The organism is Proteus sp. G2674, from assembly GCF_009915195.1.
Classification (GTDB): domain Bacteria; phylum Pseudomonadota; class Gammaproteobacteria; order Enterobacterales; family Enterobacteriaceae; genus Proteus; species Proteus mirabilis.
The window spans coordinates 12214-27060 of sequence record NZ_JAABLS010000020.1; the positions used below are offsets into that span (position 1 = coordinate 12214).

The 14847-nt window shown below is 39.0% G+C and carries 12 protein-coding genes; 7 read left to right on the forward strand and 5 right to left on the reverse strand.

Going from position 1 to position 14847, the window contains the following annotated elements:
- Nucleotides 1-437 precede the first annotated feature (437 nt).
- Entirely contained in the window at nucleotides 438-1688 is a 1251-nt protein-coding gene (locus tag GWI58_RS09675) for an MFS transporter (protein ID WP_012368036.1), read from the forward strand.
- A gap of 110 nt (nucleotides 1689-1798) precedes the next feature.
- Here the strand turns inward: GWI58_RS09675 and hda are convergent, their stop codons facing one another.
- From hda to upp, 4 genes are all read right to left on the reverse strand, one after another.
- Nucleotides 1799-2506: a DnaA inactivator Hda gene (gene hda / locus GWI58_RS09680; RefSeq protein ID WP_036896130.1), complete on the reverse strand. Its 708-nt coding sequence runs from the start codon at nucleotides 2504-2506 to the stop codon at nucleotides 1799-1801.
- A 162-nt stretch (nucleotides 2507-2668) separates the two neighbouring features.
- Nucleotides 2669-3874, reverse strand: a complete 1206-nt coding sequence (locus tag GWI58_RS09685; RefSeq protein ID WP_004243426.1) for a mechanosensitive ion channel family protein — start codon at nucleotides 3872-3874, stop codon at nucleotides 2669-2671.
- Nucleotides 3875-4169: 295 nt separating this feature from the next.
- Complete coding sequence (gene uraA / locus GWI58_RS09690) at nucleotides 4170-5471, reverse strand: uracil permease (RefSeq protein ID WP_094959482.1); 1302 nt, start codon at nucleotides 5469-5471, stop codon at nucleotides 4170-4172.
- A 108-nt stretch (nucleotides 5472-5579) separates the two neighbouring features.
- Entirely contained in the window at nucleotides 5580-6206 is a 627-nt protein-coding gene (gene upp, locus GWI58_RS09695) for a uracil phosphoribosyltransferase (protein WP_060558704.1), read from the reverse strand.
- 231 nt (nucleotides 6207-6437) lie between these two features.
- Here upp and purM point away from each other — a divergent pair, with 231 nt between their 5' ends.
- The 6 genes from purM to mgtE all read left to right on the forward strand — a co-directional run bounded on the left by purM (nucleotide 6438) and on the right by mgtE (nucleotide 14185).
- Nucleotides 6438-7478 (forward strand): phosphoribosylformylglycinamidine cyclo-ligase, encoded by a 1041-nt coding sequence (gene purM / locus GWI58_RS09700; RefSeq protein ID WP_161769133.1) that lies wholly within the window; start codon nucleotides 6438-6440, stop codon nucleotides 7476-7478.
- Between the two features lie 13 nt (nucleotides 7479-7491).
- Nucleotides 7492-8121, forward strand: a complete 630-nt coding sequence (gene purN / locus GWI58_RS09705; protein WP_004243435.1) for a phosphoribosylglycinamide formyltransferase — start codon at nucleotides 7492-7494, stop codon at nucleotides 8119-8121.
- 109 nt (nucleotides 8122-8230) lie between these two features.
- Entirely contained in the window at nucleotides 8231-8821 is a 591-nt protein-coding gene (speG, locus tag GWI58_RS09710) for a spermidine N1-acetyltransferase (protein WP_004243436.1), read from the forward strand.
- Nucleotides 8822-8867: 46 nt separating this feature from the next.
- Complete coding sequence (gene ppk1, locus GWI58_RS09715; RefSeq protein ID WP_004243437.1) at nucleotides 8868-10949, forward strand: polyphosphate kinase 1; 2082 nt, start codon at nucleotides 8868-8870, stop codon at nucleotides 10947-10949.
- 3 nt (nucleotides 10950-10952) lie between these two features.
- Nucleotides 10953-12488 (forward strand): exopolyphosphatase, encoded by a 1536-nt coding sequence (gene ppx / locus GWI58_RS09720; RefSeq protein ID WP_004243438.1) that lies wholly within the window; start codon nucleotides 10953-10955, stop codon nucleotides 12486-12488.
- Nucleotides 12489-12721: 233 nt separating this feature from the next.
- On the forward strand, nucleotides 12722-14185 hold the full coding sequence (mgtE, locus tag GWI58_RS09725; RefSeq protein WP_004248289.1) for a magnesium transporter: 1464 nt from the start codon (nucleotides 12722-12724) through the stop codon (nucleotides 14183-14185).
- A gap of 63 nt (nucleotides 14186-14248) precedes the next feature.
- Here mgtE and GWI58_RS09730 read toward each other — a convergent pair whose 3' ends face one another.
- Entirely contained in the window at nucleotides 14249-14470 is a 222-nt protein-coding gene (locus tag GWI58_RS09730) for a hypothetical protein (protein ID WP_094959483.1), read from the reverse strand.
- Nucleotides 14471-14847 lie beyond the last annotated feature (377 nt).

The window sequence follows — 14847 nt, forward strand, 5'->3', positions numbered from 1 at the left end:
AAGATCAAAAATATCTATCACGATCACATTATCCTGTTACAAATAACAGCCAACAGAAAAAATTTATGAAACGTTTCATTTGTATTGTGACAAAAGTCTCTTTACACGAGTGAATTCCTACTTATTATGGTCTTCAGAAAATATGATGGCAGATTTGATTTGCGATACACTTCGAACCATTTTTATTTTCGTTATCATCCAATTCAGAAATTAATATTAGAGATACAATTTAAACAATACTGCAACATAGCAAAATACGTTAATTCGCCACTTCTTTTACACATGCCTACTCGCTATCTCACTAGAGATAGTGCGTTATGTTTTTTTTAAAGTGTATAGATATCGGCAAACTAACTGAAAATATAGCCAACATATGGGCGACTAAAACTAATCAATCATCAAAATACCAGATGATTGCCAGGCTAATAGGAAATTTAATGAACATCGTACATAGACTCAAACTTGTTTCATTCCTCCAATTTTTTATTTGGGGCTCTTGGCTTGTTACGTTTGCTTCATATCTATTTGATAAATTACATTTTAAAGGTACTGACGTTGGGCTAATTTTTAGTGCTTTAGGATTAGCATCACTGATCGCACCGGTGATCATGGGATTTATTGCGGACAAGATAAATAACCGTAAGCTGGTCTTTATTACCCTGCATATTTTATCCGCGTTTGCTTTAGTGTTGATGTCCCAAATGACCACAGTGACTACACTCTTCTTTGCGACACTTCTGCATTTATTGTTCTTTATGCCAAGCATTTCTATGGCAAACAGTATTATTTTTGAGTTACTAGAGCAAAAACACCTAGAGCCAAATGACTATTTCCCCAAAATCCGTGTTTATGGCACCGTGGGTTTTATTGCTGCAATGTGGGTTATTAGCTTCTTAGGTTTCGGTAATAGCTACGATCAACTGTTTGTTGCTGCAATAGCCTCTATTATCTTAGCGGTATTTGCGATGTTTTTACCGGCGACAAAAGCGACAGATAAAACAGAAGCAAAAGAAGAAGTGGCCGCTTTTAGCTTATCGAATACCTTACAAGTGTTTAAAAAGAAAAATGTGGTTATTTTCCTTTTCTTTGCCACATTGTTAGGTTCAGTATTGCAAATTACCAATACATTTGGGGTTCCATTCTTACAAGATATGGCCAAAGCACCTAATGCTGATGACTCTTTCTTGGCTCATTATCCTTCTGTTTTCTTATCCATTTCTCAAATTTCTGAAGTGGTCTTTATTCTATTTTTACCCCTGTTATTAAAACGAGTGAGAATAGAAACTATCGTATTATTTAGTATGATTGCATGGATCTTACGTTTTGGTTTCTTCGCTTACGGTGACTATTCATCATTAGGCCAAATCGTTCTGTTGTTATCCATGATTGTCTATGGTTGTGCTTTCGATTTCTTTAACATCTCCGGCTCACTATTCCTAGAAAAAGAGATCCCATTACAATATCGCTCTACCGCACAAGGTATGTTTATGACCTTAGTGAATGGTTTTGGTACTTATTTAGGTGCGATGTTAAGTGGCTGGGTTATTGATTTGTATACCACAGATGGTGTTATTGATTGGCAGTCATTCTGGTTGATCTTTACGGGTTACACTGTGGCTATCACCGCACTTTATCTGATTTACTTAGTGGTTCCGCAGAAGAAAACAAAAGTTGTAGAAGCACATTAATTATTTCCCCCATTCTTTATTTGTTGCACTCACCGCTTATCTTTCGAGATAAGCGGTTTTTTATTACTGGTTGTCTATTTGCATAATGCGTTGTTTTAAATAGCTTGCGATTAAAGCTTAAGAATATCTTTTACGAAAGGAATGGTCAGCTTACGTTGAGCCACAATAGAGGCATGATCGAGTTCATCTAGCATTTCAAATAATGTGCGCATTTTTCTATCTAAGCGCTTTAATACAAAACGACCCACATCTTCGGGTAATTCAAATCCACGCAGTTTCGCTCTTAATTGTAGTGCTTGAATTTTTTCTTCATCGCTTAGCGGTTGTAAGCGATAAATTTGCCCCCAATCTAGGCGAGAAGCGAGATCAGGAAGTTGTAAATCAATTTGACGGGGAGGTCTATCCCCTGTGATTAATAGACAGGTGCGACCAAGTTCTAATACGCGATTATACAGATTAAACAGAGCAAGTTCCCACTCTTCATCACCCGCAATACATTGAACGTTATCGATACAAACTAATGAAAGATGCTCCATACCTTCAAGCACATCTGGTACGAAATAAGCCCGTTTATCAAGAGGAACATAACCAACTGCATCTCCGGCTAAAGAAAGCTCTGCACAAGCTGCATGCAACAAGTGGCTTTTTCCGCCCCCATCACGAGACCAGAAATAGATATAACTGCCATGTGATTGGTGAATAGCAGTTTGGATAGCAGCAACGAGTGATGCATTTTCCCCTGCGTAAAAGCTATCGAATGTCTCATCATCGGGCAGAGATAGTGGTAATGATAGCTGTGATGGCGTATTCAGAAGCACCTCACCTGAATAGTTTAATAAACGTGGTGATTCTAACACAAATTCTATCAATGACAGAATCAATATTAAAAAAGCAAGACGAGCTGCTTAAGATGACAGCAATAAATAGCGAAACTGTTTATTTTGACATCAATATAAGATCAGTTTAGCCATTCTATTTCGCTATTTAAACGTTATCTTAGAGAGATCGTGACCTGAGGGTTGCTGATAAATATCTAATTTAAAATACTTAGCACAAGCATTTATATACTCAAAAATTTCTGATTGCGTCTCTTCATATTCAACCCATGTGGTAGCACGAGTGAAACAATATAATTCAACGGGTAGTCCCATTGGTGTGGGGGGCATTGTTCTTATCACCAAATACATATCCGGCCTCACATCACCACGCATTTTGATCCAATTTAACATATACTTTCTAAAAAGTTGTAGATTGGTCACCCCGTTGGTTTCTAACCAAGTATTAATATCACCTATCTCTTCTTCTTTACCTTCTAACATCGCTTCAATGCTTTTTTTAAGTGGCGCAGTATTTTTTAGCTCCTGCACTAACTGTTCTGTAGCAAATGAAATCGAGGATTGATCAATATAGAAACTACGCTTGATACGACGGCCTCCTGAAGAGAACATCGGTTGCCAGTTAGTGTATTTTTCGGTTAAAAAGTCCTTTGTGGGTATACGAGAAATCGTGTTATCCCAATTACGTACTGTAATTGTGTGCAGTGCAATATCAATCACTTCACCACTAATATTACTGCTGGGTAATTCAATCCAATCATATAGTTTTAACACTTTACCATTTGAGATCAGAATATTAGCGACGAATGAGATAAGGGTATGTTGAAAAACAAACATCAATACCGCAGCGATCGCACCAAAGCTGGAAATAATAATCAGTGGGGATTGTTCAGTAAATAGCGCGATAATAAGAATAAAGGCGATGATCCACACCACTATCTTAGCAATTTCAATATAACCTTTAATCGAATTGTTACGGTGCCACGATTTTTTAGCATGCCTGATATTGAAAATATCTAACGCGTTATTAAGAAGAGAAGCAATATTGATGACGATAAAAGCACGACAAACCGTTTCAAAGATAATATTCATCTGTGCTGAAAACGAAGGCAATAACTGGTTTATATAGAGAACCAGAGTGACTGCAACAATAGAGGCACTTTTTTTCGCAATATCTTCTATCGTCTCTTCATCTGAGAGTTCGGTGAATAAAAACAATAGACGCTTGGCTATACGACGAAAGATCATCTTTGCCAGAAACCACACCACCAGCAACGTGATCACTAAAAACAGCGTGGTGAAAATCTGCTTAGATACGATAAAGTCGTATATATCAACAAGTTTTTCCATAACTAGCGTCGTCACCCTTTTAAAAGCTTTGTTACAACCTTAAAACAATTTTTAGCTCAATAATAGCTAAAAAGTATCGCTATCACTAAACCGCTAATAATTTCATTGTCTCATTTATTTGCGTTAAATAAATATTATTATTAAGTTTATTTTCTTTTTCTAAGTTTTAAACGCTTTTTATAACAAAAGTGTTTTTGTTTATCTGATAAGAATAAAAAACAACCAATAAAAAAAGCAGTCTATGACTGCTTTTTAGTTCAATGACGAAATATTAGCGAAAAGAGCTCATCAATGATTACTTGGTATTTGTATGTTTGTTAATTGACTCCAGAGTATCATCCACTAACTCAGTTTCTGGGCGAATAATACTCACCAGCTTAAACACTAAACTTAAAACAATACCGACTATCGTTGCTAAGGCCATGCCTTTTAGTTCAGCTGCGCCAATTTGAATTGATGCACCACTTACACCGACAATTAAAATGATCGCTGTTAATATCAAGTTTTGTGGTTTGTTATAATCCACTTTCGAATCTAATAATACGCGAATACCGGACGCCCCTATTACACCATACAGTAATAAAGAGACACCGCCCATTACCGGTACGGGAACCGCTGCAATCGCGGCTGCCAATTTACCAACACAAGAAAGTAAGATAGCGATAATTGCCGCACCACCAATGACCCAAGTGCTATACACTTTAGTAATAGCCATAACACCGATATTTTCACCGTAAGTCGTGTTAGGTGTAGAGCCAAAAAATCCGGAGATAATGGTTGAAAAACCATTTGCAAACATAGAGCGATGTAAGCCTGGGTTTTTCATGAGATCGCGTTGAACAATATTCGCGGTTACCACAAGGTGCCCTACGTGTTCGGCAATAACCACTAATGCCGCCGGCAAGATAATAAAAATAGCACTCCACTCAAAACGCGGCGAATAAAAAGTAGGCAGAGCAAACCAATTGGCTTCTTTAATCGGTGTCACATCAACCACGCCCATAAAGAAAGAGAGTGCGTAACCGGCTAACACGCCAATAAGAATAGGAATAATAGCCAAAAATCCCCTAAACATCACTGAGCCTAAAATAGTCACACCCAGTGTCACCATAGAGATTATCAATGTTTGGCTATTAACGGGATTATCTGCGCTAGGTAATAATCCAGCCATATTAGCGGCGGTTCCGGCCAACTCAAGACCTATTACGGCAACGATTGCGCCCATTGCCGCAGGAGGAAACATCACATTAATCCATCCTCGTCCGGCGATTTTCACAATGCCAGCAACAAGGCAAAATAGCACCCCACAGACAATAAACCCGCCCAATGCTAATTCATAGCCTAAAGGAAGTAGCAATAACACCGGAGAGATAAAGGCGAAACTTGAACCTAAATAAGCAGGAATACGACCTTTACAGATAAAGAGATAAAGCAGAGTACCGATACCGTTAAACAATAATATGGTGGCCGGATTAACCTTAAACAAAATCGGCACAAGTACAGTAGCACCAAACATGGCAAACAGATGTTGAAAACTCAATGGGATTGTTTGTAATAATGGTGGGCGCTCTTCTACCCCGATTGCACGACGAGTCATGCTTACGACCTCTCTTTAAAATAGATATAAATGGAATTTAAATTTCAGCGATAAAACAAACCAATAAGTGATCCAAAAAAAAGCCGACTATCAAAGTCGGCTTAATCATTATTTTGTACCAAATATCTTATCACCCGCATCACCAAGGCCTGGGACAATGTACCCATGCTCATTAAGATGCTTATCAATTGATGCAGTATATAACTCAACATCAGGATGAGCTTCTTCTAATGCTTTGATCCCCTCAGGCGCAGCCACTAACACTAAAACTTTAATTGAAGTACAGCCTGCATTTTTTAATAAATCAATTGTGGCAATCATAGAGCCACCAGTTGCTAACATTGGGTCAACAACAAGTGCCATACGTTCTTCAATATGAGAGGCTAGTTTCTGGAAGTAAGGGACGGGCTTTAAGGTTTCTTCATCGCGGTAAACACCAACTACACTGATCCGGGCGCTAGGAATATTTTCTAATACTCCATCCATCATCCCGAGACCGGCACGGAGGATAGGTACAACAGTAATTTTTTTTCCTTTAATCTGTTCTATCTCAACCGGGCCACACCAACCTTCAATTGTTACCGTCTCTGTTTCTAAATCGGCGGTAGCTTCATACGTCAGTAGACTGGAAACTTCTGAAGCCAATTCACGAAAGCGTTTAGTGCTTATATCATGATCTCGCATCAGCCCCAATTTATGTTGAATGAGTGGGTGTTTTACCTCAACGATCTTCATAATTTCTCCTAATGTACGACGCAGCCAGACAAAAAAATCGCGAGATTATACCGCTTTTTTAGTGACTTTCCATCGTTTTTCTATTGATATTGATCAATCGCACAGCTTTTAACCACACTAACATGAATAATTGTGATCTAAAAAGAAGATCCTCGCAAACGTTTGCTTTGCCTGTTAGAATAGCCACCGCACACATTTTTTCTTAACAGCAACTTGCCGTGAGGGCTAGACGTGACTAACAAATCCTCTCTCAGCTATAAAGATGCCGGTGTCGATATTGATGCAGGTAATGCTTTAGTCGATCGTATTAAAAGTGTAGTAAAAGAAACTCGCCGTCCTGAAGTTATGGGGGGTTTAGGTGGTTTTGGTGCATTATGCGCTATTCCCACTAAATACCGCGAACCTATTTTAGTGTCAGGCACTGACGGTGTCGGTACTAAACTTCGCCTTGCGATGGACTTAAATCGCCACAATGATATTGGTATCGATTTAGTCGCAATGTGTGTTAACGATTTAATCGTTCAAGGTGCTGAGCCTCTCTTCTTTCTTGACTACTATGCCACAGGCAAGTTAGATGTCGATACTGCCGCACGGGTTGTAACGGGTATCGCTGAAGGTTGTAAGCAATCCGGCTGTGCCTTAGTGGGTGGCGAAACAGCGGAAATGCCCGGCATGTATCATGGTAACGATTATGATATCGCCGGTTTTTGTGTTGGTGTCGTTGAAAAATCACAGATTATCGATGGTAGCAAAGTTAAAGCGGGGGATGCATTAATTGCTCTCGCTTCAAGTGGCCCTCATTCTAATGGCTATTCACTGATCAGAAAAATTCTTGAAGTCAGTGGTGCCTGTGCTGAAACTACCCCATTAGGTGATACATCACTGGCTGATAAACTCTTAGCACCAACCCGTATTTATGTAAAATCACTCCTGTCATTAATTGAAAACGTTGATATTCACGCAGTGGCACATATTACTGGCGGTGGATTTTGGGAAAATATTCCGCGCGTGCTACCTGAAAATACGCAAGCTCGTATTAATAGCCAGAGTTGGCAGTGGCCTGAGGTCTTTAACTGGCTACAACAGGCAGGTAATGTCAGCACTCATGAAATGTATCGTACCTTTAACTGTGGTGTCGGCTTATTAATCGCCGTGAGCCAAGCTGATGTTGAAAAAACGCTATCACATCTTAATGCCTGTGGTGAAAAGGCATGGTTAATTGGTGATATTGCCCCGCAAGCAGCGGGTGATGCACAAGTGATTATCAATTAGTAAAAGTACCCCCATGAAAAATATTGTGGTCCTGATCTCAGGAAATGGTAGCAACCTACAGGCAATTATTGACGCCTGTAGGGCGCATAAAATCGCAGGCCAAGTTGTGGCTGTTTTCAGCAATAAAGCACAAGCTTATGGCCTTGAACGAGCGAGACAAGCGGATATCCCTGCTTACTTTATCGATCCGGCTGATTATCCTGATAGAGAAGCTTATGATAAAGCGTTAATCACTCAAATTGATGGCTATCAGCCTGATATTGTGGTTCTTGCTGGCTTTATGCGTATTTTATCGCCGTTATTTGTCAACCATTATCAGCATAAGCTATTAAATATTCACCCCTCTTTACTTCCCAAATATCCCGGTCTGCATACACATAAACAAGTTATTGAAAATAAAGATACTTTTCATGGTACTACCGTACACTTTGTCACGGAAGAATTAGACGGTGGCCCGATGATCATTCAAGCGCGTATTCCCGTCTCTCCTGATGATACCGAACAAAGTTTGCAAGCAAAAATACAAACACAAGAGTATCGCATTTATCCTCTCGCAATTAGTTGGTTGGCAGAAGAGAGATTAAAAATGATAGATAATCGGGCGCTACTTGATGGTAATGTTCTGTTTGACAATCTTGATTAACGGTTTCACTTAAGATAAAAAGTCACTTTGTGCTACACTGTAGCCCGCGGTGACTTTTATTGTGTCACCCTTTTCTCTTTTTATTCAATGCATTTTCACCGAGGTGCTTATGTCCGGTGGTAAGAAAGTTCCACCTATAAAATTACGTCCTCTCGAAAGAGAAGACCTTCCTTTTGTCCATAAACTTGATAATAATGCTAGCGTTATGCGCTACTGGTTTGAAGAGCCTTATGAAGCTTTTATTGAGTTAAGCGACCTATATGAAAAACATATTCACGACCAAAGTGAACGACGTTTTATTGCTGAAAGTGAAGGCACAAAAGTCGGTTTAGTTGAGCTGGTTGAAATTGATTATGTTCATCGTCGTGCTGAGTTTCAAATCATTATCGCCCCTGCTCATCAAGGCCATGGTTATGCAGCCCGCGCGGCAAAGTTAGCGATGGACTACGCTTTTTCTGTACTTAATTTATACAAACTCTATTTAATCGTCGATAAAGAGAATGCTAAAGCGATTCATATTTATGAAAAGCTTGGCTTTAAGAAAGAAGGTGATTTAATAGATGAGTTTTTTGTTAATGGCTCTTACCGTTCTGCGATTAGAATGTGTACATTCCAAGCCCCTTATTTTGAACAAAAAGCCAAAGCAGCAAGACCGGAAAATTTTGTTAAACCGGGTGCAACGATAAAACAATATGTCTGATTAATTCAGATAATAAGATTTAACTTTAACCCATGTTGGAGTTCAGATGTCCCAAGAACGACTCTATATTGATAAAGAGATCAGCTGGCTTGCGTTTAACGAGCGAGTATTGCAAGAGGCGGCAGATAAACGTAACCCGCTAATCGAAAGGGTCAGGTTTTTGGGGATCTATTCAAATAATCTTGATGAGTTTTATAAAGTTCGCTTTGCGGATGTAAAACGGCGTATTTTAATTAATGAGGAGCGCGGCTCACGCTCTGGCTCTAGTCACGCTCGTCATTTAATCAAAAAAATCCAATCTAAAGTTGCCAAAGCCGACCAAGAATTCGACGCACTGTATAACGACTTGCTTTTAGAGATGGCGCGTAATCAGATTTTTTTAATCAATGAACGGCAAATCTCACCTAATCAACAAATTTGGTTACGCCAATATTTTCGCCAAAACTTAAGAAAACATATCACGCCGATCCTTATCAACCCTGAAACTAATTTGGTTGAGTTTTTAAAAGATGACTACACATATTTAGCCGTTGAAATTGCTCAGGGGCAAACTATTCACTACGCTTTGTTAGAGATCCCCTCTGATAAAGTCCCTCGTTTTGTTATTCTGCCTACAGAACAAGGCCGAGGTAAGAAAAAGTCAATGATTTTGCTGGATAATATCTTACGCTATTGTCTTGATGAGATTTTTAAAGGCTTCTTTGACTATGATTCTTTAAATGCTTATTCCATGAAAATGACACGTGATGCTGAATATGATTTAGCCACTGAAATGGAATCCAGCTTATTAGAAATGATGTCATCTACCTTAAAACAACGTCTTACCGCTGAGCCTGTTCGTTTTGTCTATCAACGTGATATGCCCGATGAAATGGTTGCTTTACTGCGTAGCAAATTAGGTTTATCTAATAATGACTCGGTCATTGCTGGTGGGCGTTATCACAACTTTAAAGACTTTATTAATTTTCCTAATGAGGGAAGTAAGTTTCTATTAAATAAACCTATTCCTCGTTTACGCCATGTTTGGTTTGATAATTTCCGTAATGGCTTTGATGCAATTCGTGAACGTGATGTGTTACTTTATTATCCTTATCATACCTTTGAGCATGTATTGGAATTATTACGCCAAGCGTCTTTTGATCCCAGTGTCATTTCAATAAAAATCAATATCTATCGCGTAGCAAAAGACTCTCGGATTATCGATTCGATGATCCACGCCGCCCACAATGGTAAGCGTGTCACTGTGGTCGTTGAATTACAAGCTCGCTTTGATGAAGCCGCGAATATACATTGGGCTAAACGCTTAACCGAAGCTGGCGTCCACGTTATCTTTTCAGCGCCCGGCTTAAAAATTCATGCGAAATTATTTATTATTTCTCGTTTAGAAGAAGGCGAAATCATTCGCTATGCGCATATTGGTACCGGGAATTTTAATGAAAAAACCGCACGCCTTTATACCGATTATTCTCTGTTAACCGCGAATACAGAAATTAATAATGAAGTACGTCGAGTGTTCAATTTTATTGAAAACCCTTATCGTCCGGTGACTTTTGAACATTTAATGGTATCACCGCAAAACTCACGTATTTTGTTAAACCAGTTGATCACAAATGAAATTCACAATGCTCAAGCGGGGCACCCTGCGGGTATTACCTTAAAAGTTAACAATTTAGTCGATGAAGAGTTAGTTAATCGTCTTTATGATGCCTCTCAAGCAGGTGTTAAAATCCGCCTATTAGTACGCGGTATGTGCTCTTTAGTCCCTAATCAGCCCGATTTTAGTGAAAATATTCAGGTCACCAGTATTGTTGACCGCTTTTTAGAACATGATCGTGTTTATGTCTTTACCAATAAAGGGGATGAGAAAATTTTCCTATCATCCGCAGACTGGATGACTCGTAACCTTGATTATCGTATTGAAGTTGCCGTACCACTACTCGACCCTCAGCTAAAACAGCGTATTTTGGATATTCTTGAGATCCAGTTTAATGATACTGTAAAAGCACGATATTTAGATAAAGATCTAACAAATAGCTATGTTCCTCGAGGAAATAAACGTAAGATCCGCGCCCAACTTGCTGTATATGAATACCTTAAATCATTAGAACAACCAGGATCACGAGCGTAATCAATGCCTTTATTACAAGATGACTCTTCTTCACCACGTCCTTTAGAAATTGCGGCTATAGACCTTGGTTCTAATAGTTTTCATATGATCATAGCCCGTGTTGTCAATGGTGCCTTACAGGTATTAAGTCGTTTAAAACAACGGGTATATCTTGCCGATGGCCTTGATGATAATGATAAACTCAGTGAAGAAGCAATGTTGCGGGGGCTTTCTGCACTTTCCCTTTTTGCTGAAAGGTTACAGGGATTTCCAGCAGAAAATGTCACTGTGGTCGGTACACATACGTTACGGGTTGCTAGCAATGCCAAAGTCTTTTTGCAACGCGCAAAAGAGGTGATGCCCTATCCTATTGAAATTATTTCTGGTCACGAAGAAGCACGCCTGATCTTTATGGGCGTTGAGCATACGCAATCTGAAAAAGGGCGTAAGCTAGTGATTGATATTGGTGGAGGCTCTACCGAATTAGTGATCGGAGAAAATTTTGAACCCATCTTGATCGAAAGCCAGCGTATGGGGTGTGTCAGCTTTAGCCGTCAATTTTTCCCGAACCAAAAAATTAGCGAATCCGCTTTTCGTAAAGCTCGCGAAAAAGCAGCACGTAAAATGGAAAAAATTGCTTGGCAATATAAAATGACCGGCTGGGATGTCGCATTAGGCGCATCGGGTACTATCAAGGCTGCACATGAAATTTTGGTTGAATTTGGTGAAAAAGATGGTGTGATCACCCCTGAACGCCTATTAATGTTGACCAAACAGGTACTACGGTTTAAAAAATTTAAGGATATCACCCTACCGGGATTATCCGATGAACGTAAACACAGTTTTGTACCTGGTTTAGCCATTTTATGCGGTATTTTCGATACCCTAGGCTTAAAGGCTCTCCATTTATCTGATGGTGCATTACGTGAAGGTGTATTGTATGAAATGGAAGGCCGTTTTCGTCATCAAGATATTCGCCAGCGTACCGCCAAAAGCCTTGCTGAACACTATAATATCGATCGTGAACAAGCTAAGCGCGTCCTCACCACAATGCAATCACTGTATGCTCAGTGGGCGGAACAAAATCCTAAACTGGTTCGTCCTGATCTAGAAGCGATTTTAGTATGGGCGGTGATGTTGCATGAAGTGGGATTAAGTATCAATTTAAGTGGTTTGCATCGTCATTCTGCTTATATTCTTTCGAATACAGATTTACCCGGTTTTAATCAAGAACAACAACAATTATTAACTACATTAGTTCGTTATCATCGCAAAGCAATTAAGTTTGATGAGTTACCTAAATTTAATCTATATAAAAAGAAACAGTATTATCCATTAGTACAAATACTTAGGTTAGCAACACTACTTAATAATCAGCGTCAATCAACCACTAAACCGGTTTCTTTACGTTTAGTGACCGATGATAATCACTGGACACTCTATTTTCCTAAAAATTATCTTGCCGATAACACATTGATGGAATTGGATTTAGAAAAAGAACAGGAGCATTGGCAGGCCGTTCCAGGCTGGAAACTGGATATAAAAGAGGAATCTGCTTAACAATATGATATTATACAGAAAAAGACGCGGTATAATGCGTCTTTTGTTGCATTTATCATACAACAACTATCACATAACAACGTAAGGTTTGATTTGTGACGATAATATGAAAATACCCAATGTAATATTTTCAAGATCGCTATTTTTTTATATGGAGAAGACCGATAATCATCCTAAAATGGAATAATGAATACTAATGGTTATCTCCCTCGTAAGAATTAAAAAGGAATAACATGTCTCAATCAGCTATCAATAATGATACTGCGGCTGCCATCAATCCATATTCACAAAAAGTGGCACACCTGCGTCAGCAAATTCTGAACATCTTTCTTGAAGATGACCGTTTTGTTGAAACAGTGTTAGGTGAAGCAAGTGAAAGTGATAGGCTGAGCCACCATGAACTTCATGAAAAAATCACCACTGTTAGAGAATTACTACAAGATCTACACGCGGCAGATATTGCAGATATTCTTGAAGCCCTTCCCTATGACGAACGTTTAGCGTTATGGCATTTGGTTGATAATAATGAGCGTGGTGCGGTTTTAGTCGAAGCCTCTGTCGCCGTTTGGGACAGCCTAATTAAAGATATGACGGATCGTGAATTATTACGCTCAGTCGCTTCTTTGCATGTGGATGAACAGGCTTATATTGCGGAGCATTTACCCCGTGATACCATGCGTCGTCTTTTGACCTATTTAGAACCAAGTCTGCGTAATAGGATCAGAGAAGTCCTGCAATATCCGAAGGATAGTGTTGGACAGATGATGGATTTTGAGTTTGTCACCGTGCGTGGCAACGTAACATTAAAAACGGTTCAACGTTATTTACGCCAACGTGGCTCTATTCCTGAAGCCACGGATAAAATTTTCGTTATTGATAATGCCAATCATCTGTTAGGTGAATTACCCTTAACCACAGTATTAACCCAGTCGCCGGATAAACGGGTCTCTGATGTCATGAAAACCGATACTGTCAGCTTTATGCCCGAAGAGAAAGGCGAAGATGCAGCGGGTGCGTTCGAACGTTATGACTTAATTTCGGCTGCAGTTGTTGATAGTAATGGCCTGTTAATGGGACGTTTAACCGTTGAAGATATCGTCGATAATATGCATGAAGAGAGCGATACTAACATTCGTCGTATGGGGGGGTTAAGCCCAGAAGAGGATGTATTCGCCCCTGTCGGGCAAGCGGTTAAAACACGTTGGACATGGCTTGCTATCAACTTATGTACTGCTTTTGTCGCTTCTCGTGTTATCGGTGTGTTTGAGCATACCATTTCCCAATTAGTCGCCTTAGCAACTTTAATGCCTATTGTTGCAGGTATTGGGGGAAATACCGGTAACCAAACCATTACTATGATTGTGCGTGCATTAGCACTACATCAAATTCAGACTGGTAGTTTCTCGTTCTTAATTTTAAGAGAGTTAGGTGTTGCCCTTATCAATGGTATTGTTTGGGGGGGAATAATGGGAGTTGTAACTTACTTCCTTTATGGTGATATTGCGATGGGCGCCGTAATGACAATGGCCATGGTACTCAACCTATTAATGGCTGCCTTGATGGGAGTATTAATACCGATGACCATGATAAAACTGGGTAAAGATCCGGCCATTGGCTCAAGTGTGATGATCACCGCGATCACCGATACCGGTGGCTTCTTTATTTTCTTAGGCCTAGCTACTATTTTCTTAGTTTAACAAAACAGATAAAAACGCCACTGTAGAGTACATCACAGTGGCGTTTTTGTTTTTATAGATTTTTTAGGCTATTGTTGAAAGAGAGTAATAGACCAGTAGTAATGCGACAACAAGCGATACCATAAACGTTCTTCTTACCGCAACACTGACTGATAAATTATCTTGTTGCAGACTCCCATACAGCATTTTTTTTAGTAGCAGACTACTAGCTAAAGCGACAACAAACACAGATGCAAATAGCACAATCGCGGCTAACAACACCGCACTTATCGAAATTGAATTCATCATTCCCCCCTGCTATATCCACCGACATCTGATGTAATTATAACCAGATAATGACGCTTTGAGATGATTTTTGCTGTTTTTCCCTATTTATCATTTAACTATTTAAAATCTATATTTTAAATAAAAATGCGTAACCATGCTTACAATAACCAACTTGATTGACATTTAATATCAATAATTTTCAATTTTAAGAAATTTAAAACTAATGAACAACTAGATTCACTTTAGATGAATACCCTAAAAATAATGACAATAACAGGTTATATTGCTACAAAACATCAATATTTATTAATTAATAATCTAATTATTATTTAATTCACAAGAAATAATAAATTAAAATAACGCTAATTTTATTATTTAATTCAATTTAGAAAAAT